This window comes from Pseudoduganella sp. R-34, assembly GCF_049904655.1.
Lineage (GTDB): Bacteria > Pseudomonadota > Gammaproteobacteria > Burkholderiales > Burkholderiaceae_D > Rugamonas.
Genome location: NZ_CP184572.1, coordinates 2,234,316 through 2,260,100, shown reverse-complemented (window position 1 = coordinate 2,260,100; position 25,785 = coordinate 2,234,316). Strand labels below are relative to the sequence as shown.

At 64.5% G+C, this 25,785-nt stretch carries 21 protein-coding genes; 1 reads left to right on the top strand and 20 read right to left on the bottom strand.

The annotated features are described in order from the left end of the window. Positions 1-32 precede the first annotated feature (32 nt). The 20 genes from ACN9MW_RS10390 to ACN9MW_RS10295 form a co-directional block, all read right to left on the bottom strand. On the bottom strand, positions 33-425 hold the full coding sequence (locus ACN9MW_RS10390; protein ID WP_426170500.1) for a RidA family protein: 393 nt from the start codon (positions 423-425) through the stop codon (positions 33-35). A gap of 9 nt (positions 426-434) precedes the next feature. Further along, the gene (locus ACN9MW_RS10385) at positions 435-1,595 is read right to left on the bottom strand and encodes an acyl-CoA dehydrogenase family protein (protein WP_426170498.1); all 1,161 of its coding nucleotides are present in this window, start codon (positions 1,593-1,595) and stop codon (positions 435-437) included. A 1-nt stretch (position 1,596) separates the two neighbouring features. Then, positions 1,597-2,451 carry an enoyl-CoA hydratase family protein gene (locus tag ACN9MW_RS10380; RefSeq protein ID WP_426170497.1) on the bottom strand — a complete coding sequence of 285 codons (855 nt, stop codon included), beginning with the start codon at positions 2,449-2,451 and terminating at the stop codon, positions 1,597-1,599. Continuing rightward, on the bottom strand, positions 2,448-2,933 hold the full coding sequence (locus ACN9MW_RS10375; protein WP_426170495.1) for a MarR family winged helix-turn-helix transcriptional regulator: 486 nt from the start codon (positions 2,931-2,933) through the stop codon (positions 2,448-2,450). Before ACN9MW_RS10375 ends, ACN9MW_RS10380 begins: the two co-directional genes overlap by 4 nt. Before the next feature lie 13 nt (positions 2,934-2,946). Further along, the gene (locus ACN9MW_RS10370) at positions 2,947-3,741 is read right to left on the bottom strand and encodes an SDR family NAD(P)-dependent oxidoreductase (protein WP_426170493.1); all 795 of its coding nucleotides are present in this window, start codon (positions 3,739-3,741) and stop codon (positions 2,947-2,949) included. A gap of 2 nt (positions 3,742-3,743) precedes the next feature. Next, positions 3,744-6,119, bottom strand: a complete 2,376-nt coding sequence (locus ACN9MW_RS10365; protein ID WP_426170491.1) for a bifunctional salicylyl-CoA 5-hydroxylase/oxidoreductase — start codon at positions 6,117-6,119, stop codon at positions 3,744-3,746. An 8-nt stretch (positions 6,120-6,127) separates the two neighbouring features. After that, a complete protein-coding gene (locus ACN9MW_RS10360; protein WP_426170489.1) occupies positions 6,128-7,774 on the bottom strand; it encodes an AMP-binding protein in 1,647 nt (548 codons plus the stop codon). Positions 7,775-7,903: 129 nt separating this feature from the next. Beyond that, positions 7,904-8,611, bottom strand: a complete 708-nt coding sequence (locus ACN9MW_RS10355) for a response regulator (RefSeq protein ID WP_426170487.1) — start codon at positions 8,609-8,611, stop codon at positions 7,904-7,906. Positions 8,612-8,629: 18 nt separating this feature from the next. Further along, positions 8,630-12,808, bottom strand: coding sequence for a two-component regulator propeller domain-containing protein (locus ACN9MW_RS10350; RefSeq protein WP_426170486.1), 4,179 nt, complete (start codon positions 12,806-12,808; stop codon positions 8,630-8,632). 44 nt (positions 12,809-12,852) lie between these two features. Further along, the gene (locus ACN9MW_RS10345) at positions 12,853-14,022 is read right to left on the bottom strand and encodes a patatin-like phospholipase family protein (protein WP_057260261.1); all 1,170 of its coding nucleotides are present in this window, start codon (positions 14,020-14,022) and stop codon (positions 12,853-12,855) included. A 75-nt stretch (positions 14,023-14,097) separates the two neighbouring features. Then, on the bottom strand, positions 14,098-15,846 hold the full coding sequence (gene ggt / locus ACN9MW_RS10340; RefSeq protein WP_426170484.1) for a gamma-glutamyltransferase: 1,749 nt from the start codon (positions 15,844-15,846) through the stop codon (positions 14,098-14,100). 117 nt (positions 15,847-15,963) lie between these two features. After that, positions 15,964-16,725 (bottom strand): 3-hydroxyacyl-CoA dehydrogenase, encoded by a 762-nt coding sequence (locus ACN9MW_RS10335; RefSeq protein WP_426170482.1) that lies wholly within the window; start codon positions 16,723-16,725, stop codon positions 15,964-15,966. A gap of 64 nt (positions 16,726-16,789) precedes the next feature. Then, complete coding sequence (locus ACN9MW_RS10330) at positions 16,790-17,296, bottom strand: hypothetical protein (protein WP_426170481.1); 507 nt, start codon at positions 17,294-17,296, stop codon at positions 16,790-16,792. A gap of 56 nt (positions 17,297-17,352) precedes the next feature. Further along, positions 17,353-19,563, bottom strand: coding sequence for a sodium-translocating pyrophosphatase (locus tag ACN9MW_RS10325; protein ID WP_426170480.1), 2,211 nt, complete (start codon positions 19,561-19,563; stop codon positions 17,353-17,355). 204 nt (positions 19,564-19,767) lie between these two features. After that, positions 19,768-20,424: an adenylate kinase gene (gene adk / locus ACN9MW_RS10320; protein WP_426170479.1), complete on the bottom strand. Its 657-nt coding sequence runs from the start codon at positions 20,422-20,424 to the stop codon at positions 19,768-19,770. A gap of 78 nt (positions 20,425-20,502) precedes the next feature. Next, complete coding sequence (gene kdsB, locus ACN9MW_RS10315; RefSeq protein WP_426170477.1) at positions 20,503-21,261, bottom strand: 3-deoxy-manno-octulosonate cytidylyltransferase; 759 nt, start codon at positions 21,259-21,261, stop codon at positions 20,503-20,505. Positions 21,262-21,264: 3 nt separating this feature from the next. Then, positions 21,265-21,441, bottom strand: coding sequence for a Trm112 family protein (locus ACN9MW_RS10310; RefSeq protein ID WP_082507565.1), 177 nt, complete (start codon positions 21,439-21,441; stop codon positions 21,265-21,267). After that, complete coding sequence (gene lpxK, locus ACN9MW_RS10305; protein ID WP_426170475.1) at positions 21,422-22,501, bottom strand: tetraacyldisaccharide 4'-kinase; 1,080 nt, start codon at positions 22,499-22,501, stop codon at positions 21,422-21,424. The genes ACN9MW_RS10310 and lpxK overlap by 20 nt, the downstream gene beginning before the upstream one ends. Beyond that, positions 22,501-22,920: an ExbD/TolR family protein gene (locus ACN9MW_RS10300; RefSeq protein WP_057260354.1), complete on the bottom strand. Its 420-nt coding sequence runs from the start codon at positions 22,918-22,920 to the stop codon at positions 22,501-22,503. Before ACN9MW_RS10300 ends, lpxK begins: the two co-directional genes overlap by 1 nt. Before the next feature lie 21 nt (positions 22,921-22,941). Then, positions 22,942-23,547, bottom strand: coding sequence for a MotA/TolQ/ExbB proton channel family protein (locus tag ACN9MW_RS10295; RefSeq protein WP_426170474.1), 606 nt, complete (start codon positions 23,545-23,547; stop codon positions 22,942-22,944). Between the two features lie 894 nt (positions 23,548-24,441). Between ACN9MW_RS10295 and xseA the strand changes: the two genes are divergently transcribed. Further along, positions 24,442-25,785, top strand: a complete 1,344-nt coding sequence (gene xseA, locus ACN9MW_RS10290) for an exodeoxyribonuclease VII large subunit (RefSeq protein ID WP_426170473.1) — start codon at positions 24,442-24,444, stop codon at positions 25,783-25,785.

Sequence of the window (25,785 nt, the reverse complement as noted above, 5' to 3'; positions counted from 1 at the left end):
CTCCACGGCCGGACTATAGCACTTCATTAAAACTACGCGGGCACGACTGCCGTTACCTCAATTTCCACCCTTGCACGCGACTCCAGCAGCCCGGCGACCTCGACTGCCGTCATGGCCGGATAGTGCTTGCCGATCAGCTCGCGATAGATGGCGCCGATCTCTTTATAGGCACCCATGTATTCATGCTTGTCCACCACGTACCAGGTCATGCGGGCAATATGCTCGGGCCCGCCGCCCGCTTCTTTCAGCACGGTCAGGATGTTTTCGATGGCCTGGCGTACTTGTCCGGCGAAATCATCTGTTTGGAATTCGCAATTTGCATCCCAGCCGATCATGCCGCTGATAAACACCATGCGGCCTATCGCTGCGATGCCATTGGAATAGCCGCGTGGACGCGCCCAACCCGGCGGTTGTAATACTTGCATACTGGCTCCTTAGCCTTCGCGCAGCAGTTCGCGCGCGATGATCAATTGTTGTACTTCGGTGGCGCCTTCGTAAATGCGCAGCGCGCGGATTTCACGGTACAGGCGCTCGACCGGATGTTCGCTGACCACGCCCATGCCGCCGAACATTTGCACGGCGGCGTCGATCACCTGCTGTGCAGTCTCAGTCGCGGTCATCTTGGCCATGGCGGCTTCTTTCGTCACTATCTGGCCCTGGTCGCGCTGCCAGGCGGCGCGGTAGGTCAGCAAGGCGGAAGAATCGACGCCCGTGGCCATCTGCGCCAGCTTGGCTTGCGTGAGCTGGAAGTCGGCCAGCGCCTGGCCGAACATCTTGCGGCTTTGGGCATGGGCCAGCGCTTCGTCCAGCGCACGGCGGGCGAAGCCCAGCGCGGCGGCGGCGACCGAGGTGCGGAATACGTCCAGCGTTGCCATTGCGACCTTGAAGCCCTGCCCTGCCTCGCCAAGGCGCTGGCTGGAGGGAATGCGGCAGTTGCTGAATTCCAGGCGCGCCAGCGGGTGCGGGGCGATGACGTTGATACGCTCCGCGATCGCGAAGCCTGGCGTGTCCTTGTCGACGATGAAGGCGCTGATGCCGCGCGCGCCGGGTTGCTCGCCGGTCCGGGCGAAGACCACATAGAAGTCGGCGATGCCGCCGTTGGAGATCCAGGTCTTTTCGCCATTGAGCACATAATGGTCGCCATCCGGCACGGCGGCGCATTGCATGGCGGCGACGTCGGAGCCGGCCTGCGGCTCGGACAGCGCGAAGGCGGCAATCGCTTCGCCTTTCGCGACGCGCGGCAAGTAGGCTTGCTTGCTGGCGTCGCTGCCGAACAGGCTGATGGCGCCGGAGCCCAGGCCCTGCATCGCGAAGGCGAAATCGGCCAGGCCGTTATGGCGGGCCAGGGTTTCCCGGATCAGGCAGATGGCGCGGGTGTCGATGGCGTCCAGCGCGCCGCCATAGGCGGTGCCGCCGATGGCGTGCCGCAGCCAGCCCGCATCGCCGAGGGCGCGCACCAGGGAACGGCATTGGGCGTCTGTGTCGCTGCCGTGCGCGTCGCGCACATGTTCGGCGGCCCAAGCGTCCAGGTCGCGCTCCAGCACCGCATGGCGTTGTTCGAAGAAGGGCCAGCCAAGGTAGGATTTATCAGCCATCTCAATCGCCCTCGAAAACCGGTTTCTGTTTCGCCACGAAGGCGTGATAGGCTCGGTGAAAGTCGTTGGTGGCCATGCAGATGGCTTGCGCCTGCGCTTCCGCTTCGATGGCTTCGTCGACGCCCATGTTCCACTCCTGTTGCAGCATCTTCTTGGTCATGCCGTGCGCGAAGGTCGGGCCGCTGGCCAGGCCTTGGGCAAAGGCTTGCGCTGCGGCGAGCAGGCTTTCCGGCGCGTGCAGGCTGTTGAAGAAGCCCCAGCGCTCGCCTTCCGTACCGGACATGGAACGGCCGGTGTATAGCAGTTCTGCGGCGCGGCCCTGGCCGATCACGCGCGGCAGCAAGGCGCAGGCGCCCATGTCGCAGCCAGCCAGGCCGACGCGGGTGAACAGGAAGGCGGTCTTGCTGCGCTCCGTGCCGAGGCGGATATCGGAACCCAGGGCAAGCATGGAGCCGGCGCCGGCGCACACGCCGTCGATGGCGGCGATGACCGGTTGCGGGCAGGCGCGCATGGCTTTCACCACGTCGCCGGTCATGCGGGTGAAGGCCAGCAGGCCAGGCATGTCCAGCTTGGTCAAGGGGCCGATGATTTCATGCACGTCGCCGCCGGAGCAGAAGTTCTCGCCGGCGCCGGTGATGACGATGACCTTGACGTCATCGGCATAGGCCAGTGCGCGGAACAGTTCACGCAGCTCGGCGTAGGAGTCGAAGGTGAGCGGATTCTTGCGCTCGGGGCGGTCCAGGGTAAGCGTGGCGACGCCCTGCTCCACCGTGAACTGGAAGTGCCTGGCCTGGTAGGCGGCGAGTTGCGCGCGGTTGCCCGGCAGGTGTTGCGGTTCCCCTTGCAGGTATTTCATGGTTTGTCCTTTGGTTCGCGGGCGTACAGGTGGCCCTTCATTTGCGACAGCAATTCGATGAGCTGTCCTTTGTCTTCTTGCGAAATCTCTTGCAGCAGTTCGGCAACCCAGCTTTCGTGGACTGCGGCCATTTGCGCGAAGGCTTTGCGTCCGGCGGGCGTGAGCTTGACACTGAAGGCGCGGCCGTCTTTCGGGTCGGGTACGCGGACGACCAGGTTCTCCTGCTCCAATTGGTCGGTGATGCCGGTGACGTTGCCGCCGGTGACCATCATGCGTTTGGAGAGTTCGCCCATGCGCAAGCCTTCGGGGTGGCGCTCAAGCTGCGCCATCAGGTCGAAGCGCGGCAGCGTGATGCCGAATTCGGTGCGCAAGCGGCTGCGGATTTCGGTTTCGATCTTGGTGGTACAGGAGAGCATGCGCAGCCACAGCTTGAGCGACTGGTGGTGGTCCTTGGTCAGGCGGCTTTCCAGGTCTAATTGCATCGTTCCGGTTTCCTTACATGACTTCACCGCCGGCGACGGCGATGGATTGGCCGGTCATTGCGCTGCTGGACGGCTGGCAAAGCCAGGCCACGGCGTTGGCGACTTCCTCGACCTGCACCAGCTTCTGTTGCGGGTTGCCGGCCGCCAGCTCGGCGCGCGCTTGCTCCTCGCTGCGTCCGGTTTTTTGCATGATGTTGGCGATTGCGTCCTGCACGATGTCGGTTTCCGTGTAGCCGGGGCAGACGGCGTTCACCGTGATGTTCTTTGTCGCCAGTTCCAGCGCCAGCGCCTTGGTCAGGCCGACCAGGCCGTGCTTGGCGGCGACGTAGGCGCTGACGTATTTGTAGCCTTTCAGGCCCGCGGTGGAGGCGATGTTGACGATTCTTCCCCAGCCTTTTTCCAGCATCTGCTGCAGGACCGCTTGCGTGCAGTGGAAGGCGCCGGTCAGGTTCACGTCGAGCATTTGCTGCCAGTGCCGGCTGGTGGTTTTCGCGAACGGCGCGGGCCGCGCCTGCCCGGCATTGTTCAGCAGGATGGTGATCGGGCCGAGTTGCTGCGCGGCTGCGGCGATGGCCGCGTGGACGGCCGCTTCGTCGGTAACGTCCAGCACGCAGATGTCCACCCGCGGCACCTGCGTCCCGCTTCGAGCGTTCCCGGTACGCAGCGAGTCCGCCGCGCGTTCGAGCGCTACCGCATCGCGTCCGGCAATCGTCACGCTGGCGCCTTGGGCCAGCAATGCACGTGCGCAGGCCAGCCCGATGCCCCTGCTGCCGCCGGTGATGAATGCATGCTGGCCAGAGAGCACCATCGTCAGCCCTCCAGCAATTTCGCCGCGACCTGCTGCGGCGTCAGCCCGGCATTGGCGGCGGCCAGCTGGCGTTCGCGCTCAAGATTGCGCTCGAGCTGCTGCTTGCCGGCCAGGTATTGCTTCGGCCAGGTCACGGGCGTGTAGCCAAGCCTGGCCGCCTCGGCCAGCGTCCAGGAAGGGTTTGCGAGATGCGGGCGGCCCACGGCGCACAGGTCGGCGCGGCCGGCCGCGATGATGCCGTTCGCATGGTCGGCTTCGAAGATCGAGCCGACTGCAATGGTCGGAATCCCCGCCTCGTTGCGCACCCGGTCCGCAAACGGCGTCTGGAACATGCGCCCGAATACCGGCTTTTCCAGCTTGCTGACCTGGCCCGAGGAGCAGTCGATCATGTCCGCGCCCGCCAGCTTGAACAGGCGCGCGACCTGCACGGCATCATCCGGCGTGATGCCGCCCTCGACCCAGTCATGCGCCGAAATGCGCACGCTCATGGGCTTATGCGCGGGCCACGCCGCGCGCATGGCCGCAAACACGCGCAAGGGGAAGCGGCAACGGTTCTCGAGCGAGCCGCCATACTCGTCGCCGCGCACATTGGTCAACGGGGAGATGAAAGACGACAGCAGGTAACCGTGCGCGCAGTGCAGTTCAAGCCAGTCGAAGCCCGCTTCTTCGGCCGCCAGCGTGGCGCGCACGAAGTCGGCCTCGATGCGCCGCATGTCCTCCGCGCTCGCGGTGCGGGCCACCTGCGACACACCCGCCAGGTATTGCTGCTGCGAGGCCGCCAGCAGGGGCCAGTTGCCTTTGTCGAGCGGCAGGTCAATGCCGTCCCACATGGCGCGGGTCGAGCCCTTGGCGCCGGCGTGGCCGAGCTGCAAGCCGATCCTGGCGTCCGTGTTCTGGTGGACGAAATCGACGATGCGCTTCCAGGCCATCGTGTGCGCAGGTGCGTACATTCCGGGGCAGAACGGCGTAATGCGGGCATCGGCGGAAACGCAAGTCATCTCCGCCATCACCAGTGCTGCGCCGCCCATGGCGCGCGCACCCAGATGCGCCATATGCCAGTCGCCAACGCAGCCGTCGACCGCACTGTATTGCGCCATCGGCGAGACGATGATGCGGTTTTTCAGCACCAGGCCGCGCACCTTGTACGGGGTGAACATCGGCGGCACCGGAAGGCTGCCGGCCGGCTGCGGCACCCCGGCTTGCGCGAACGCCCGGCCGGCAAGCCAGCGTTCGAAGCCAGCCACGTAGTCCCGGTCGCGCACGCGCAGGTTTTCATGGGACAGCCGCTGGCTGCGCGTCAGCATCGAGTAGGCGAACTGCGGCGCCTCCATCGCGGAGTAGCGCTGCACGTTTTCGAACCACTCCATCGAATTGCGCGCTGCGCTTTGTATCTTCAGCACTTCGACCGCGCGCACGTCCTGATAGGCAGCCAGCGCGTCGCGTGCGCTGCCATGCGCAGCAAAGCAGCGCGCCAGCTCGATCGCGTCTTCCAGCGCCAGCTTGGTGCCGGAACCGATCGAGAAGTGCGCAGTATGCGCCGCATCGCCCATCAGGACCACCGGCACGTCGCCATTCCAGTGCACCCACTTCTGGCACACGATGCGCGGGAACTTGATCCAGACATTCGAGCCGCGCAGGTGGGCGGCGTTGGACATCAGCTTATGCCCTTCCAGCCGCTCGGCGAACAGCTTCTCGCACCAGGCCAGCGCTTCTTCTTGCGGCATGTCGTCCAGCCCGGCAGCGCGCCACACCGATTCCGGCGTCTCGATGATGAAGGTCGACGTCTCGCCGTCGTACTGGTAGATGTGGGCCTGGAACCAGCCATGTTCCGTCTGCTGGAAGTCGAAGGTGAAGGCGTCGAACTTCTTCGTCGTACCCAGCCAGACGAAGCGGCATTGGCGCGCTTCGATCATCGGCTGGAACGTCGCCTCGTAGCGAGCGCGCACGCGCGAATTGAGGCCGTCCGAAGCGATCACCAGGTCTGCGTTGTAGCGCGCCGCCAGTTCCTGGTCGTCCTGCACGTCAGTCTCGAACACCAGCTCCACGCCCAGTTCTTCGCAGCGCTGCTGCAGGATGTTCAGCAGGCGCTTGCGGCCGATGCCGCAGAAACCGTGGCCACCGGAGGTGACTTTCTGCCCTTTGAAGAAGACGTCGATGTCGTCCCAATGGTTGAAAGACTGCAGGATCTCGCGCGCAGTCTTTTCGTCGGCCGCCACCAGGTTGCCCAGCGTCTGGTCGGAAAACACCACGCCCCAGCCGAAGGTATCGTAAGGCCGATTGCGCTCCACCACCACGATGCGGTGCGACGGGTCCTGCTTTTTCATCAGCAGGGCAAAATACAGGCCGGCCGGGCCGCCGCCAATACAAACGATATTCATGCTGTTCCTCAAGTGCTACGGAGTTTGAAGCGTTGCAGCTTGCCGGTTTCGGTGCGCGGCAGCGAAGGCAGGAAGCGGATCGAGCGCGGATACTTGTACGGGGCGATCTGTTCCTTGACGAAGTCTTGCAGCTGCGCCGCCATGTCGGGCGTTGCTTCAAAGCCCGGCTTGAGCACGACATGCGCTTCCACGACCTGGCCGCGTTCCTCGTCCGGCTTGCCGACCACGCCGCATTCGGCCACGGCGGGATGACGCAGCAAGGCGTCTTCAACTTCGGGGCCAGCGATGTTGTAGCCGGCGGAAATGATCATGTCGTCGGTGCGCGAGCGGTAGAAGAAGTAGCCGTCGGCATCCGTTTCGTAAGCGTCGCCAGTCAGGTTCCAGCCGTCCAGCACGTAGTCGCGCTGGCGCGGGTCGTCCAGGTAGCGGCAGCCGGTCGGGCCTTTCACCGCCAGGCGGCCGACAACGCCAGGGCCTACCGGCTGGCCTTTGTTATCGAGGACGCAGGCGCGGTAGCCGGGAATCGGCTTGCCGGTGGCGCCCGGACGGATATCGTCGCCCGCAGCGGAAATGAAGATATGCAGCATCTCCGTGGCGCCGATGCCGTCGATCATGCGCAAGCCGGTGGCCTGCTGCCAGGCTTCGCGCGTTGCCACCGGCAGCGCTTCGCCGGCCGAGACGGACTTGTCCAGGCTCGAAAGATCGTATTTGCCTGCGAGCGTGGCCATCTGGCGGTAAAAGGTCGGCGCGGTAAAGCAGATCGTCGCGCGGTATTTTTCAATCGCCTGCAGCAGCGTTTCCGGCGTCAGCTTTTCCAGCAGCACGGCGGCGGCGCCCACCCGCAGCGGGAACAGCAGCAGGCCGCCCAGGCCGAAGGTAAAGGCCAGCGGCGGCGTGCCGATGAACAGGTCGTCGGCTCGGGACTCGAGGACATGGCGCGGGAAGCAGTCGCAGATGGCCAATACGTCGCGATGGAAGTGGATGGTGCCTTTCGGGACGCCGGTGGTGCCGGACGTGAAGCTGATCAGGCAGATATCGTCGGCCGCCGTGTCGCATGCCGCGGCGCTCGCCGGCTGCGCATCCATCATGGCCTCGAGCGAATGCCCGGACGCCGTGGCGGCAGCCTGCGCCTCGGCCGGCACGTTGAACCACAGGGTGCGTCCAGGGCGGTTGGGCGCAGCCTCGATCTCTTCGCGCAGGGCATGGGCGCACAGCACCGCCTGCACTTGCGCCTTCTGCATGATGACGCCCAGCTCCCGCGCGCGCAGCAGCGGCATGGTGGGCACCGCGATCAATCCGGCCTTGAGCACGGCCAGCACGGCGGCGGCCATCATTGGATGGTTGGCGCCGCGCAGCAGGACGCGATTGCCGGGCACCAGCGCCATCGGGCCGCGCAGGACGTTGACGATGCGGTCAACCTGCTGCTGCAGCTCGCCATAAGTCCAGCTGAAGCCTTCGCCGTGCAGGGCGATGCGCGCGCCGCTGCCCGCCGCCACGGCCTGGTCGAGGATCTCGGCCACGCAGTTCAGGCGCGCCGGGTACTGCAACTCGGGAAGATCGAACACCAGGTCCGGCCATTGTTCAACCGGAGGTAGATGCTGGCGCGCGAACTGGTCGAGATGCGCGCTCGGTTCTGCTGCAGTGGGTCTGTTCATGGTCGCCTGGGTAAGGTTCGGTTGAAAGTACAGCCTGCGGTGCAGACTACTTTAAACCTAAACTATATTTACCGCAAGGCCGCGCCAGCCCGGTGGGAGGATTTTCCCGCAAGCGGGCTGGCGATTTTCTCAGCTTTGGCGCACCAGCGAGGATTGGTGCAGCACTGCCCTGATCACGTCCGTCAGCGCCGCCTGCACGGCTTCGTTGCTGACGTGGACGCCGATCAGCGGCTTGAGCGAGGTCGCGGCGCCGTGCAAGCCCAGCGTGGTGCAGCCGGTAAGCAGGCGCTCCAGCCGCACGCGAACCTCCGCCTGCTCGTCGTGCGCCAGCAGCGCATCGATCTCGTTGCTGGCTGCCGTCAGCTGGTTCTGGAAACCGGTCAGGTAGACCAGCAAACGGTCGGCGGCAATGCCCAGCCGCGCCAGGGTGGCTGCCGGCTCTTCCGCCCGGTGCTCATAGCCGTTGGCCGCCTGGTCGAGGAAAGCGCCAAGGTGGGCGCGCACCTGCTCCGACTGGAACGGCTTGACGATGTAGCCGGTGGCGCCGGCCAGGGTGGCCTGCTGCACCGTTTCCTTGTCGGTGGCGGAGGACACCAGCACGAACGGCACTTCGGCCAGGTCGCCCTGCCCGCGCACGCGCTGCAGCAATTCGATGCCGGACAGGCGCGGCATGCGCAGGTCGCAGAAGACGATGCCCGGACGCAGCCCACCCTCCAGCTGCTGCCAGGCGTCGGCGCCGTCTTCCGCTTCAACGATCTCGAACTTGCCGCAACCATCGATCAGGTGCATCAGCACCATGCGTGAGACTACGTCGTCGTCGACTACCATTACTTTCATGCTCTCTCCGCTCTTGTTTTAATGACGCGTTGGGGATACGACGTGTTCCAGCAGCAGCCGCAAGCGCGGCAGCTTTTCGCGGATCGCCGGCCACATGGCGCGGTCGGCGGCCCGTTCCAGTTCACCGCACAGGGCATGCAGTTCGGCCTCGTCCAGGTAGGCGGCACTGCCCTTCATGCCATGGAACAGGCGGCCGGCAGCATCGGCGTCGGCCGAGGCCAGGGCCTGGTCCAGTTCGCGCAGGCGCGCCGGCAAGTCGGCGATGAAGGCATCGCGCAGGCGCAGCTTGAGGGCCTGTCCGGCCTGGCCCGGCATCGGCGCCGGCGGAGGCAGGTCGCACACGCCGAACATGGCATCCAGCTCCGCCACCGAAGGAAGTTCGGTCGTTCGCGCCCGCAACGGCGGCAGTTTGATGCCGCGCGCCAGCTGGCGCTCGATGGCCCGTTCCAGCTGCATGTGCAGCGCGCCCTCGTCGATCGGCTTGGTCAGGAAATCGTCCATGCCGGCGGCCAGGTAGCGGCTGCGGTCTTCGTCGCTGGCGTTGGCCGTCAGGGCCACGATCATCAGGTGCGGATCGAGCACCGGCGCTTCGCGCGGGCCGCCGGAGCGGATCAGGCGCGTCGCGGTGGAGCCGTCCATTTCCGGCATGCGGCCATCCATCAGCACCAGGTCGTAGCGCTGCTGGGCGCAGGCGGCCAGCGCCAGCACGCCGTTGCCGGCGATATCGACCTTGTGCCCCAGGTCTTCCAGCATCATGCGCACGATGATCTGGTTGGTGGGGAAGTCTTCTGCGCACAGCACGCGCAGTTGATGCGTATGCGGCTCGCGCGCCACGTGCGGCGCCAGCGGCGGCGCCACGCCGTCGCGCAGCGGAACGGTGAAGGCGAAGCTGGAACCGGCGCCCGGCGCGCTGACCACATCGATCTGGCCGCCCATCAGCTCCACCAGCTGGCTGCTGATCGCCAGGCCCAGGCCGGTGCCGCCGTAGCGGCGGGTGGTGGTGGTGTCGCCCTGCTCGAATTTCTGGAACAGGCGCGGCAAGGCGTCCGGCGGAATGCCGATGCCGGTGTCTTCCACCGTGAAGCGGATGCGGTGCCCTTGCGGCCCGCTGCTTTCGCGCTCCACGCGCAGCGATACCTTGCCGCGCTCCGTGAACTTGAAGGCGTTGCCGACCAGGTTGACCAGCACCTGGCGCAGGCGAGTCGGGTCGCCGACCACGAATTCCGGCAGGTCGGGCGCAAAATCGACTTCGAAGCCCACCATATTGGACATGGTGTGCTCGGCAAACAGGCTGACCACGTTCTCCACCATGCTGGCCAGCGCGAAGTCGATCGACTCGATGTGCAGCTTGCCGGCTTCGATCTTGGAGAAGTCCAGCAGGTCGTTGATGATGGCCAGCAGCGACTGCGCATTGCCCTGGCCGCGTTCGATCTGCTCGCGGGTGCGCTCGGCCAGCGCATTGTCGCGCAGGGCGAAGCCCAGCATGCCGATCACCCCGGCCAGCGGGGTGCGCATTTCGTGGCTCATATTGGCCAGGAATTCGGATTTCTGGCGCGTCGCGTCCTCAGCCCTCTGCTTGGCCAGCGACAGGTGCTTGTCGCGCTGCTCCAGCTCGCGCTTCTGCTCTTCCAGCAGCTGGTTCTTGAGCTCCACTTCGGCCGTGCGCAGGCTGACCTGCTTTTCCAGCTGCAGCTGCTGGCTGCGCAGGACGCGCACGCGCATGTGGTAAGCGCCCCAGGCGGCGCCCAGCGCGGCGGCCAGCATGCACAGGCGGAACCACCAGGTTTTCCAGTACGGCGGCGCGATATTGATTTCCAGCGTGGCGGCGTTGTCGTTCCAGATGCCGTCCTTGTTGGCGGCCTTGACGCGGAACTGGTAGGTGCCGGGGTCAAGGTTGGTGTAGGTCGCGAAGCGCTTGCCCGCATCGGTCACCACCCAGTCCCTGTCGAAGCCGACCAGCTGGTAGGCAAAGCGGTTGCGCTGCGGCGCGGCGTAGTGCAGCGCCGCGAATTCCAACGAGAATACGGAGTCGCCTTCGCGCAGCGACAGGGAGCTGGTGTATTCGATGGCCTGCTGCAGCACGCCCCTGTTGGCGCCGCCCTGGCCCGGCCGCACCGGCTTGTTGAAGATCTGGAAATCGGTGATGACGGCAGTCGGCGCCGAACTGTTCTCCCGCACCTCCTGCGGATCGAATGCCGTGATGCCGTTGAAGCCGCCGAAGTACAGGGTGCCGTCGGCCGCGCGCAAGGCCGAGCCGTCGAAATAGGCGCCCTCGATGGTGCCGTCCACGCCGGAGTAGTTGCGCACCTGCCCGTTGCCCATGTCGAGGCGGGAGATGCCGGTATTGGTGGACAGCCACAGGTATTTCCCGCGGTCCGGCAGGATGCCGGCGATCGCATCGTCGGCCAGGCCGTCCTTGCGCAGGAAGCGGCGGAAATGCACGCTGCCGTCGGGGCGCCGCTCCATCCGGTTCAGGCCGGCCGCGGTGCCGATCCACAGCATGCCATCGTCGTCCTCGAACAGGTAGTGCACCTCGTTGTGGCTCAAGCTGCCCTGGTCGTTCGGGTTGTTGCGATAGTGCGTGAAGCGGCCGGTCTTGCGGTCCAGCAGGTCAAGGCCGTTGAAGGTACCGATCCAGAGGTTGCCGCGGCGGTCTTCCAGCACCGGGCGCACCACGCTGTCGGCCATGCTGTGGATGTCGGCCGGATCGTGGCGGAAGGTGAGCACGCCGTTGCTGGACGGGTCGATGCGGTGCAGGCCATTGCGGGCGGACGCCCAGACCATGCCGTCGCGGTCGCCGTACAGGAAGCGGATCACATCGTTTTCAGGATCGCCGTGCGACAGCATCAGCGGACCAAAGCGGCGCGCCCTGATGTCGAAGCGGCGCACGCCGTTGCGGCTGCCCACCCACAGCACATTGCGGTCGCGCGGGTCGTGCAGCAAGGCCGTGACCTGGAATTCCAGGCTGTCGTTGCCGCTGCCGGTGCGATACAGCACGGTCTTGCCGGTCACCGGATCGTAGTAATTGAGGCCGTCGCTGTTGCCAACCCAGACCTTGCCGTCGCCTGCGTCGAGCAAGGCGCGCACCTTGTTGTCGGTCAGCGTGAAGGGCTGGCCCGGGTCCTTGACCAGGCGCGCAAAGCCGCCGCTGCCCAGGTCGACCCGGCTGACGCCGCGATACCAGGTACCGACCCACAAGGTGCCGACGTTGTCGCGGAACAGCGAGAACACATAGTTGTCCGCGATGCTGTGCGGGTCGCCCTGCTGGTGGCGGTATTGCACGAAGCGGTCGTCCGACTGGCGCCAGCGGAACAAGCCGCCGGTCTGGCTGCCGACCCACAGCGTGCCATCCTGGTCCTGGTAGATGCGCTTGACCGTGCTTTGCGGCAGGCCTTCCGCCGCGCCCAGCACCCGGCGCTGCGGATATTTTCCTTCCAGCGTCCAGCGCTCGATGCCGTTCTGGGTGCCGACCCACAGCACCTGGTCGCGGTCCACCAGCAGGGACTGGGCGCCGCGGGCGCCCGCTGCCTTGAGCGGATAGTGGATGAAGGTGCGCGCCCCCGTCTCCAGCATGTCGACGCCGGCCGAGGTGGCAATCCACAGCCTGCCCTGCTTGTCGCGCGCCAGGGCATTGACCTGGTCGTGGCCAAGGCTGCCCGCTTCAGCGCGATCGTGGTGGTAAATGAGGAACTTGCCCGTCGACGGATCGAAATGCTGCAGGCCGTCGGCGGTGCCGATCCACAGGCCATCGGCGCCGTCATCGGTGATGGCTTTGATATGGCGGTTGCCGCTGCCGCGCTTTTCCGGCTCGCGCGGCAGATGGTGGCTGAACGACTGGGTTCTGGGGTCGAACAGGTCAAGGCCGCCGTCGGTGCCGACCCACATGCGGCCGCGCGGATCGAGGTGCAGCACGCCGACCCAGTTCTCGGCCAGGCTGCGCTGGTCGCCAACGATATTGCGGTAGACCGTGACCTTGTAGCCGTCAAATCGGCTCAGGCCCGCCTGGCTGCCGAACCACATGAAGCCCTGGCGGTCCTGCATGATCGCCAGTACCGACTCCTGAGCCAGGCCGTCGTCCACGTCCAGCTGCTCGAAACGCAGGGTGCGCGGCGGCGCCGCCAGCGCCGGGAGGGCGAGCGTGCAAGCCAGGGCCAGTGCGGCCAGGCGAGGAAGCAGACGACGAACTATTCCAGCCACGGTTCAGAAATGGGCAAAAGCTGCCATTTTACTATTGCTCGCCATCAGGACCCGAAAAATGCCAGGACGTCCGCGCGGCGGGCCTGGGTATCGCGCTGGCCGAGCCGGATCAGCTCCTGGGTGTAGCTGGCTTCAAACAGCAGGTAGGAGGCCAGCGCCGAACCGCGCGCCTCGGTGGCGCCGATCCCGGACAGCATGGTGCGAATCGGCGCCGGCAGGCTGCCGATGTGGCGCGCAGCCAGGTCGTCCAGCCGTTCGGACGGCGCGATTACCAGCAGTTCCACGGGCCGCAGCGGAGTCTTGGCCAGCAGGTCTTCCGGCAGCACGGACAAGGTCTGGTTGACGCGGTTCAGGCGTTCGATATCGACCGCCAGCCCGTCCAGGAAGATGGAGGACATGGCATGGCCGGCGATCTGGGCCAGGCTCGGGTAGCGCGGCGTTTCCGTCATCTGGCGCGGCGGCTCGGTCAGGCGGCCGGCGCCGACCACCAGCACCTTCTGCGCCCCAAGGTGGATGGCCGGCGAAATCGGCGCCAGCTGGCGCATCGAACCGTCGCCGCAATACTCAAGGTGGCCGCCCATGTACAGGGGCGTGGCCGGGAAGATGAAGGGAATCGCCGACGACGCCAGCAGGTGCTCGACGCCGATCTGGTCCTGCATCGCCACGCGCTGCATCCTTACCCAGGGTGCGATTTCGGCGGCGGTCTGGTAGAAGGTGATGTGCTGGCCGCCGGTGTAGGACGATGCGGTGACGGCTACCGCGTGCAGCAGGCCTTCCTGCAGGCAGTTGTCCAGGCGCGGCAAGTCCAGCATGCGGTGCAGCAGGTTCACCAGCGGGGTGTTGTCGAGCAGCGACTGCGGCGGCGCGGCGCGCCATTTGCGCAGCAGCCAGCCGAAGGACAGCAGCGACAGCCAGCGCGCCCCCGAACGCAGCACGCCCAGCGAATCGGCGCGATACACCTGGTTCGCTTCAAAATTGCTCCATACATCGAGCAGTTTCTGCACGCCTTCGCCGAAATTGTCGGCGCGGCAGGCCAGCGCGGTGGCATTGATGGCGCCAGCCGAAGTGCCGCAAATGATCTGGAAGGGATTACGTGCCGGCGGCCATCCCTCTTCCCACAGGATTTCGGAAATCGCCTGCAAAACGCCAATCTGGTAAGCCGCCCGGGCGCCGCCGCCCGTCAGGATCAAGCCCGTTTTCTTTTTCATGCCCATTTATCAAGGGTAACATGCTGGCTGCGGGGCGGGAATGACTTGCGCCCTGCCCGCCAGCAGCCTGTCGCGCGCTCGTCACTCGCCGCGCACGATGCCTTCGCGGCGCGGGTCGGCACCGCCGAACCAGCCGGCCGGCGTGCGCTGCAAGCCTTGCAGGCCCGAGTTGAGTTCCACCTGGCGCACCTCGTGGCCGCGCGCTTTCAACTGATCCACCACCTCGCCCGGGAACTTGCCCGCTTCAAGCTCGGTGGGGCCATTGCGGCTGCCGAAATTGGGCAGGCTGATGGCCTGCTGCACATTGAGGTTCCAGTCAAGCGCACCAACCAGCACCTTGGCCACGTAGTTGATGATGGTCGAGCCGCCCGGCGAGCCGGTGGCCAGCACCAGTTGCCTGGTCTGCCTGTCGAAGACCAGGGTCGGCGCCATCGAACTGCGCGGGCGCTTGCCAGGCTGCACGCGATTGGCGATCGGGCCGTTTTCGTCCACCGAATCCCAGGAGAAGTCGGTGAGCTGGTTGTTCAGCAGGAAGCCGTCGACCATCTGGCGCGAGCCGAACGCGTCTTCCACCGAAGTGGTCATGGAAATGGCGTTGCCGTTGCCGTCCACTACCACCAGGTGCGAGGTGGAGGGCTTGTCCAGCGCAGTGTCATCGCCCCAGGCTACTTTGACTTCGGCCGGCACGCCGGCGCGGGCGCGGCCCATCGACTTGTCGCCGATGAGGGCGGCGCGCTGGCGCAGGTAGGACTTGTCGAGCAGGCCGCTGGCGCCCTTGCCGGGCAGCGGCACGAAGTCGGTATCGGCCACGTAGCGGTTGCGGTCTGCATAGGCCAGGCGTTCCGCTTCCGTCATTAGGTGGATGGCGTCAGCCGCGATCACCCCGTTGACCGGCGCGTAGTCGCCGATCTTGCTGTTTTCAAGGATGCCGAGGATTTGCGCGATCGCCACGCCGCCGGACGATGGCGGCGGCATGCCGCACACGGTGTAGGCGCGGTAGTCGGCGCACAGCGGTTCGCGCTCTCTGGCCTTGTAGCCGCCGATGTCGGCTGCGGTCAAGCCACCCGGATTGGTCGGGTGCCCCTGCACTTTCGCGGCGATGTCGCGCGCGATGTGGCCGCGGTAGAAGGCATCGGCGCCTTCGGCGGCAATCTCGCGCAGGGTCTTGGCCAGGGCAGGATTCTTCAGCACATGGCCGACAGGCCAGGGCTTCCTGTCCTTGTCGAAGAAATAGGCTGCAGCGACCGGGTCGCGCTGCAGGTAGCGTTCACTGGTCAGCAAGGCGTTCAGGCGCGGGCTGACCGCAAAGCCTTCCTCAGCCAGCTTGATGGCGGGTGCGAACAGCTTGGGCCAGGCCAGCTTGCCGTACTCCTTATGCGCCAGTTCCAGCATGCGCAGCACGCCGGGGGCGCCGACCGAACGGCCGCCTACTACGCCTTCTGCCCGCGGCAAGGGTTTGCCGTTGGCGTCCTGGAACAGGGTTTCGGTGGCGGCGGCGGGCGCGGTTTCGCGGCCGTCGAAGGAACGGACTTTCTTGCCGTCCCAATGCATCATGAAGGCGCCGCCGCCGATGCCGGAAGATTGCGGCTCGACCAGGGTCAGTACCAGTTGGGTGGCGATCGCTGCATCAACGGCGGAGCCGCCTTGCTTCAGCATCTGGTGGCCGGCTTCGGTGGCCAGCGGATTGGCCGCGGCGACCATGAATTTCTGTGCGGACCAACCGGCTTTCTCCTGCCAGCCGGTGGCGATTTCAGGAGCGCGGTTGTCTTGGGCGTGGAGCGGGAGGCTGGTGCAGCAGAGCGCTGCGAGGGTCAGGGCTATGGCTTTCATCCGGCCATGCTACACCAAAACCGGCAATTCAGTGCCAGACCCATAGGGTCTGGCACTCGGCATGCGGCGGCCGCGTATTCGTGTCTGACCCTGCGGGTCAGACACGGGTTTTCCGGTTTATTTAGGCTGCATGCGAATCGCGCCATCCAGGCGAATCGTCTCCCCATTCAGCATGGTATTTTCGATAATAGCCTTCGCCAGCGAAGCATATTCGAACGGCTTGCCCAGCCGTGGCGGGAACGGCACCATCTTGCCCAGCGCATCCTGCACTTCCTGCGGCATGCCCAGCAGCATCGGGGTCTCGAAGATACCCGGCGCAATGGTCATCACGCGGATGCCCGAACGCGACAGGTCGCGCGCCATCGGCAAGGTCATGCCGGCCACGCCAGCCTTGGAGGCGCCATAAGCCGCCTGCCCGATCTGGCCATCAAACGCGGCCACCGATGCAGTATTGATAATCACACCGCGCTCGCCCCACTCCGCCGCTTCGGTCTTGCCCATGGCATCAGCAGCCAGTCGGCACATATTGAAGGTGCCGACCAGGTTGATATTGATGGTGCGCGCGAAGGAATCCAGCGGGTGCGGGCCATCCTTGCCCACGGTCTTGATCGCCGGCGCCACGCCGGCGCAGTTGACCAGGCCGCGCAGGGTGCCCATGGCGGTAGCCGCAGCCACCACAGCCAGGCCGTCCGCTTCCGAAGTCACGTCGCATTTGACGAATTTTGCTGCGCCCAGTTCTGCCGCCAGCTTTTCGCCGGCTTCCACCTGCACGTCGGCCAGCACGACCTTGCCGCCGTTATCGACGATCATGCGCGCGGTCGCCGCACCCAGACCCGACGCGCCGCCGGTGATGATGAATACTTGGTCCTTGATTTGCATGCTTTTGTCTCCCCTATTCACTTTACGTTACGTAAACGTCAATCGAGGCGTATTGTAGCCGAAATCAGTAGCAAGTCATCCATCCTCCGCTCTGGGAACACACTTTTCCGCTCGGGCTGATGACCTGGCCGGGCGGCCCGTGGTAATAGGTACCGCTGGTGTCGCGGCAGCCGCCCGCGTCGCACTGGACCGGGATCGGTGCGCTGGGGCCGGGCAGCGGCGTGGCTGGCGGCAAGACGGCGCCCGGCGGCAGCGACGGCTGGCCCGCACGCGGCAGTTGGGCGATCGCCGTCGGCGCCGCATGCGGATCGCGTCTGGTGAGCACGGGCGCCCAGGTCAGCGAAGGATCGGGGGCCGGCGCAATGCGCGGCGTCGGCGTGACAGTCAGCGGCACCGGGCGGCGCGGCATATTCTTGCGGGCAGGCGCCGTGCGGCAAGGCTCCTGCAGCAGGCGCTTGCCATCTGCGCTGAGCCGGCATTCCGGCAAGCGCCGGTACTCGTCAAGGGATTCGGCGCCAGCGGCCGGGCCGGACAGCCCGGCGGCCAGCGCCAGCAGGAGTGGATAGTTCATGTTGCCCTCCGCAGCGTACAGACATCATACGCCGCAGAGGGTTGACGCGGCGCGGCTTACTTCGCCGCCGGCGTCTCGCTTGCGGCTTGGGCCGGCACCTCGGCCATGGCGGGAGCCACCGCTGGCGCAGTCACGGGCGCTGGCACCTGCGGCGCCGCAGCCGAAGCCGGGGCCACCACCTGTTGCTGCGCCTGCATCGGCGCCATGGTCACCGACAGGATGCCGGTGACCGGCAACAGCGGCACCAGCAGCAGCGCCACGATGTTGATGATCTTGATCAGCGGGTTGACGGCCGGACCGGCAGTATCCTTGTACGGGTCGCCCACGGTATCGCCGGTCACCGCCGCCTTGTGCGCGTCGGAACCTTTGCCGCCATGGTTGCCGTCCTCAATATACTTTTTCGCGTTATCCCAGGCGCCGCCGCCGGTGGTCATCGAGATCGCCACGAACAGGCCGGTGATGATGGTGCCCATCAGCAGGCCTCCCAGCGCGCGCGGGCCGAGCAGCATGCCGACCAGGATAGGCACCAGTACGGGCAGCAGCGAAGGCGCAATCATTTCCTTGATGGCGGAGGCAGTCAGCATGTCGACGGCCTTGTCGTACTGCGGCTTGCCGGTGCCGTCCATGATGCCCTTGATGTCGCGGAACTGGCGGCGCACTTCCACCACCACGGCGCCGGCAGCGCGGCCGACGGCCTCCATCGCCATGGCGCCGAACAAGTAAGGGATCAGGCCGCCGATGAACAGGCCGACGATTACCATCGGGTCGGACAGGTCGAAGGACATCTCCATGCCGCGCGACTGCAGGGCGTGGGTGTAGTCGGCAAACAGCACCAGCGCAGCCAGGCCGGCCGAGCCGATCGCATAGCCCTTGGTCACCGCCTTGGTGGTGTTGCCCACCGCATCCAGAGGGTCGGTAATGGCGCGCACGGAATCCGGCATGCCCGACATTTCGGCGATGCCGCCGGCGTTGTCGGTGATCGGCCCATACGCGTCCAGCGCCACCACGATCCCGGCCATCGACAGCATGGAGGTCGCCGCAATCGCAATGCCGTACAGGCCGGACAGCTTGAAGGAAACCAGGATCGCCACGCACACGGCAAGCACTGGCCATGCGGTGGATTTCATCGACACGCCCAGGCCCGCAATGATATTGGTGCCGTGTCCGGTGGTGGAAGCTTCCGCGATATGACGCACCGGCGTGAATTCGGTGCCGGTATAGAACTCCGTGATGTAGACCATCAGGCCGGTCAGCACGATGCCGACAACCGTTGCACCCAGCATCTTGTAGCGCATCTCATCATCCGGCCAGACCATCCAGGTCACGATGACGAACCCGATCAGCGACAGGCCGGCAGCCCACCACAAGCCAGTGTACAGGGCCGACATGATCTTCTTGCCCGGTTTCGCCTTGACCATCGAGCAGCCGATGATGGAGCCGATGATCGAGACGGCACCCAGCAGCATCGGATAGATGGCCGCCTGCGCCGGAGCGCTTGTGATCATCAGCGCGCCAAGCAGCATGGTCGCGATCAGGGTCACCACATAGGTTTCAAACAGGTCGGCCGCCATGCCGGCGCAGTCGCCCACGTTGTCGCCCACGTTGTCGGCGATCACCGCCGGATTGCGCGGATCGTCCTCGGGAATGCCCGCCTCCACCTTGCCCACCAGGTCGGCGCCCACGTCGGCGCCCTTGGTGAAGATGCCGCCACCGAGGCGGGCGAAGATCGAGATCAGGGAAGCGCCGAAGGCCAGGCCGATCATCGGCTTCAGCACTTCATGCACATTGTGCGTCGGGTCAGGCGCGCCCGGAGCGCCCATCACGGTGAGCACCCAGTAGAATCCGGCTACGCCCAGCAGCCCGAGGCCGACCACCAGCATGCCGGTGATGGCGCCGCCCTTGAAGGCGACATTGAGCGCCTCGTTCATGCCCACCGACGCAGCCTGCGCGGTACGCACGTTGGCCCGCACCGACACATTCATGCCGATAAAGCCGCAAGCGCCGGAAAGCACGGCGCCAAGAAGGAAGCCGATGGCGGTCTTCATATCGATCGCCGCCCCGATGGCTACCAGCAGAACAACACCGACGATACCGATGGTGCGGTACTGGCGGGCCAGGTAGGCCGCAGCACCTTGCTGGATGGCTGTCGCGATTTCCTGCATGCGGGCGTTGCCCGCGTTCTGTCCAAGAATCCAGCTGCGCGCCCACAGCCCGTACACCACCGCGAGCACGCCGCACGCAATCGCGAACCACAAACTTGCTGCCATAGATTGCCCCCTTACGTTATTAGAATCAAAAGCCACAAAACGAACTCGGTACGACCGAACTACGTACTGCAAAACTTTGACACTTCACGGCCAGGGGGCCGCCAAACCGGTAGACCAGTGTCAGACCCGCAGGGTCTGACACTTGCGACGCGACTGTCGCGTACCGGTTTGAAAAAAGCGGGCCAGGAGCCCGCTTCATATGTATTAGCTGTTCAGAGCCGCGAACGCACGGTCGCGAATCTCTTCGACTGGACCAACGCCTTCGATCTTGCGATATTTCGGCGCACCAGGCTGGCCCGATTTGGCCCACTCGCCGTAGTAGCCAAGCAGGACTTCGGTCTGGTTGTGGTAGACGTCCAGGCGCTTCTTGACGGTTTCTTCCTTGTCGTCGTCGCGCTGCACCAGGTCTTCGCCGGTGACATCGTCCTTGCCTTCGACTTTAGGAGGATTGAATTTGACGTGGTACACACGGCCCGAAGCCGGGTGGCTGCGGCGGCCGCTCATGCGTTCGACGATCTGGTCGTCCGGTACGGCGATTTCCAGCACGTAGTCGATTTTGACGCCTGCGTCCTTCATCGCGTCGGCTTGCGCGGTGGTACGCGGGAAGCCGTCAAACAGGTAGCCATTGGCGCAATCGGCCGCTTTCAGGCGGTCTTTCACCAGGCCGATGATGATGTCGTCCGAAACCAGTTGGCCCGCGTCCATCACTTTTTTGGCGGCCAGGCCCAGTTCAGTACCTTCCTTGATTGCCGCACGCAGCATGTCGCCGGTGGAAATCTGAGGGATGTTGTACTTTTCCTTGATGAAGTTGGCCTGGGTGCCCTTACCGGCTCCTGGTGCTCCTAACAGAATGAGACGCATGAATGTTCCTAAACGATTTAATAATAATTTTTGATGATGCCTTAGCCACCTTGCTAGAAACTTACCACAGAAGTTGGCTTATCCGCCACTTTTGTAGAGTGCTTGTACACGCGCCAGGTCTTCCGGGGTGTCCACACCGGCCGCCGGGGCGGAATCGGTCACGTGTACGGCAATGGGGTATCCATGCCACAGGACGCGCAGCTGCTCCAGGGCTTCAATCCCTTCCAGCGGCGACACTTCCAGCGCCGGATAGGCCTGCAGGAAGTCGTTTCTATAGGCGTACAGCCCAATATGGCGCAAGGGCACGTAGCCGGCCGGCAGGGCCGACTTGTCCTTGGCGAAGGCATCGCGGTGCCACGGGATGGTGGCACGGCTGAAATACAATGCGCGGCCCTGCTTGTCCAGCACCACCTTCACCACGTTCGGGTTGAAGGCGTCCGCCACGTCGTGCAGCGGGTGTGCGCAGGTGGACATCGGCACGTCGGCGCCGATGCGGGCGGCGGCAGCCTGCAGCAGTTGCGGCTCGATCAGGGGCTCGTCGCCCTGCAGGTTGACCACGACGGCGTTTGCCGGCAAATTCATGGCGCGCGCCACTTCGGCGATGCGGTCAGTGCCGGACGGGTGGTCGGCACGGGTCATGAAAGCTTCGATGCCATGCTGTTCGCAGGCTTCTTTGATAGAGGCGTGGTCGGTGGCGACAACGATGCGGGCCGCGCCGGCTTCCTTCGCGCGCTCGGCCACGCGCACCACCATCGGCTTGCCGCCCAGGTCGGCCAGGGGCTTGTTGGGCAGGCGGGTCGAGGCCAGGCGGGCCGGGATGATGACGATAAAGGACACCGTTTACTCCGTGGTGTCTGGCAGGGAGCGCGCTTCGTCGGCCCACATGATCGGGATGCCGTCGCGGATCGGGTATGCCAGGCGGTCGCCTTTGCAAATCATTTCCTGGGCTTTTTTGTCGTACTCCAGAGGGCCCTTGCACACAGGGCAGACCAGGATATCAAGCAGGCGTGCGTCCACGTAGTTTCTCCACAATTTGATCGGCCAGCGCCGCGTCGATGCGGGCGCTGACTGGAACGACCCAGATTCTTGGATCGTTGCGTAGTTCTTCAATTTGCCAGCATTTTACTGCATCCTTCTCCGTCACCAGAATAAAGTCGGCCTCGACATTCGCGAACGGGCGGTCTTTAAAGTCGTGATGATCGGGGAGCGGCAACTCCTGCGGCTCAAGTCCCGCGGTGCGCAGCATGGCAAAAAAACGGCCCGGATTGCCGATGCCTGCCGCTGCGGCCACGCGCAGCCCGTCGCCTTGCCCCGCACGGCGGGCCAGTTCGGCCAGCGTCATGCGCTCGCTGCGCTCTGCCAGCCGTTCTGCAACGTCGCCGGCGAGGCGCATCTGCCAGGGAGCAGCCGGTGCGCCACCGCGGGCGGCGCCGGGTGGCGCAATGGCGGTGCACAGCGCTGCCGTCAGTTCGGGCGCGTTGACCACGGTGAAATCGCGTTTGCGGGACGGCGCCTCGCGCAGCGGCCCGGCCGGCAGCGTCCAGCCATTGCCAACTCCCCTGCCGTCAAACAGCACGATTTCGATGTCGCGCGCCAGGGCGTAATGCTGCAAGCCGTCATCCGTGACGATAACGTTGACTTCGGGATAAGCCGCCAGCAGCGCCTCGCCTGCCGCCATACGCGCACGGCCAACAAAAACCGGGCAGCCGGTGCGGGCGGCAATCAGGACTGGTTCGTCGCCCACCTCGGCCGGCGTCGACACGGCGCTGACTTCGCGCGGCGCGGCATCCTTGCTTCCGAAGCCTCGCGACACAACGCCCGGCCGGAAACCGGCCGCACGCAGCGCATCGACCAGCCAGATGGTCAGTGGCGTCTTGCCCGTACCGCCAATGAAGATATTCCCCACGACGACGACCGGCACCGGCAAGCGCTCGGCGTGCGAGACGCCAAGCGCATACAGGCCGCGGCGCACGGCGGCCAGCCCCCGGAACAGCAGGGACAAGGGCCAGAGCACGCATGCCAGCGCGCCCCGCCGCAACCACTCGCGCGAGAACGTCGTCTCGAGGGAAGAGGCCATTACCTGGCCTGGGCGGTCTGTGCCTCGAAGGTCACGCGCTCGAAGCCAGCCACGCGCGCCGCTTCCATCACGTTGATCACCATCTGGTGCATCGCGAACTGGTCCGCGTTGATCTTGACGATCGGGTTGGCATCCTTGGTGGCAGCCTTCATCTGCTCGGCCAGGCCGGCTACGTCGTGGAACGCAACGGGCGTGCCGTTGATGGTGTAGTTGCCCTTGGCATCCACTGTCACATTCAGGTCATTCGGCTGCTCCACCGTCTTTTCCGCATCGGCGGTCGGCAAGGTGATTTTCAGCTCGGTGAACTTGCTGTACGTGGTGGTGATCATCAGGAAGATCAGGATCACCAGCAGCACGTCGATAAACGGGATCAGGTTGATCTCGGGATCTTCGCGCTTCTGGCCTCGGCGGAAATTCATCGCCATAAACTGATCCCTCGCTTACTTGCGGGAGTTGTGGACCACGTCCACGAACTTGACCGCCTGCTGCTCCATGTCGATGACGAAGGAGTCAACCAGGGCGCGGAAGTGGCGATAGAACACCAGGGTCGGCATCGCGATCGCCAGGCCGAAACCGGTGTTGTACAGCGCCACCGAAATACCGTGCGCCAGTTGCGCAGGGTTGGCGCCGGCGGAATTCTGCGAACCGAAGATCTCGATCATGCCGACCACGGTACCGAACAGGCCCATCAGCGGTGCCAGGGTAGCGATGGTGCCGAGGGTGGTCAGGAAGCGCTCCAGCTCGTGCGCCACGGCGCCGCCCGCCTCTTCAATCGACTCTTTCATCACATCGCGTGGGGCGTTGACATTACGCAACGCTGCCGAAAGAACAACGCCCAGCTGGGACGATTTTTCCAGCTTGGTGATGATGTCGTTATTGATGTTTCCGCTGCGATAGACGCGAACCACCTCGTCCAGCAGTGTCTTCGGAATGATGCGCGAACGGCGCAGATACATCAGGCGCTCAACGATCAGAGCAAGGGCAACGATGGAAGCGATCAGCAGAGGCCAGATAGGCCAGCCGGCGGCCTGGAAAATTGCGAGCAAGACATACTCCTAAGAAAGAAAACCTAAACGCGCAATGTAGCGTGTCGAGAGCTATCAGGCAAGTGTGCGCATTCTTCACATTTTCTGTGGACAACATTGTTGGCAATCCAACTAATTCACCCTAAACCCATGATTTGTTTATGATTTTTCCTAATGCAAAAATTTTCATCAGCTTCGCTCAGCGCAGTTCTACACATATTCTGTGGACAAAATTGTGGGGAATGGTGGCTTTTATATGCTAAGCCTTTGAAAGGAAAGCGAATTATTCTCAAGCACAAAAAATGCGCATTGGCACTTTTCCTGCTTTTCCCCATCTGTGCACTTCTTCACATATTCTGTTGATAAGATTGTTAGCAAGGCTATGCTCGAGGGGTAAAGTACTTGATCTATAAGGGTTTTCTTGCCGTGCGTAAAAATCTCGCACGCTGATTTCCCGATGCATTCCAGACACATTTTCAGCGAAATACACAAATTCTGTGGACAAAAGTGTGAGCAAGGCCACAGGAGGTAGCGCAAGTCTTTGATATGGAAAGACAATCACTTCGAGCTGAAAATTTAGGCAGCGTTTTTCCCCACAGCTTCTGTGGATAAAATTGTTAGCAAGGGACAGACTGGAGTGCCAAGTCGTTGATTTCTAAAATGAAAGTTACCCTGCAAACATTTTCATCACGCAAGGCTTCGGGCGGAGAAGTTCCTCACACATTCTGTGGATATCTTTGTGCGTAACAGCCACGCGCTATCGCAAAGTCCTTGATCTATAAGGAAATTCAACAATTGCCCGCTTATGTGGCATTGGCGTTTACCCTTAATAATCATGTGTTTACAAAAAATACTTGCGATATGAAGTGATATATGACATAAGCATGACCGCTTTCAAAAAGTGTGGACAGGTCCATGATCAATAGCCCCGAACCCAACCAGGTCATTTCAGTCAGCGCCCTCAACCAGGCAGTCGCGCGCCTGCTGGAGCGCTCATTCCCCTTGCAGTGGATATCTGGGGAAATCTCGAATTTCACGCGCGCCAGTTCGGGTCATTGGTATTTCACCCTGAAAGATGATGCCGCCCAGGTGCGCGCCGTCATGTTCCGCGGCCGCGCCCAGTACGCCGGCTTCGTGCCGCGCGAAGGCGACAAGGTCGAGGTGCGGGCCCTGGTCACCCTGTACGGGCCACGCGGCGACTACCAGATCAATGTAGAAGCAATCCGCCGGGCCGGCGTCGGCTCCCTGTTCGAAGCCTTCCAGCGCCTCAAGGAGCGCCTGGCGGCGGCGGGCCTGTTCGACACCGAGCGCAAACGCGCCCTGCCCCTTTTCCCGCGCACCATCGGCATCGTCACCAGCCCCCAGGCAGCCGCCCTGCGCGACGTGCTGATTGCGTTGCGCCGCCGGGCGCCACACGTCAACGTAGTGCTCTACCCTACCCTGGTGCAGGGCCAGCAAGCGGGCGCCCAGATTGCGGCCGCCATTGAAACCGCCTCGCGACGCGCCGAATGCGACGTGCTGCTGGTGGTGCGAGGTGGCGGCAGCATGGAAGACCTGTGGTGCTTCAATGAAGAAGTGGTGGCTTACGCCGTCGCCAATTGCAATGTGCCGGTAGTGTCCGGAGTTGGCCACGAAACCGACTTCACCATCTGCGACTTCGCCGCCGACGTGCGTGCCGCCACGCCAACCGCCGCAGCCGAACTGGCAGCAACGCCGCGTGCCGACTGGCTCGGTTCCTTGCGCGCCGACGCCACCGACCTGCGCCGCGCCATGCGCCGCGCCCTCAGCGACGCCACGCAGACGCTGGACAACCTGCAGCGCCGCCTGCTCAGCCCGACGGCCCGCATCGCCCAGCAGCGCATGCAGTTGCGAAGCCTGTCCACCGCCATGATGCACGCCACGCGCAACCCGCTGCAGCAGGCCCGCTTCACGGTCGACCGGCTGGCCGGCCGCCTGGCCGCGCGCAAGCCCGACGCGAGCAAGGCACGTGCCGCAATGGAAGCCTTGCAGCATCGCGTCGGCGCCAGCATGCGCGCGCAACTGCTGCAGCGGCGCGATGCCCTGAATGCGCTGTCGGCGCAACTGGAATTACTGAATCCCCAGCGCACGCTGGAACGCGGCTACGCCATCGTCACCGATGCCGCCGGCGCCGTACTGCGCGACCCGGCGCATATCCAACCGGGGCAGCCGCTGGGCGTCCGCCTGGCCGAAGGCAGCGCCCAAATCGGCGTGGCCAACGTGCAACCGACGCTTACCTAG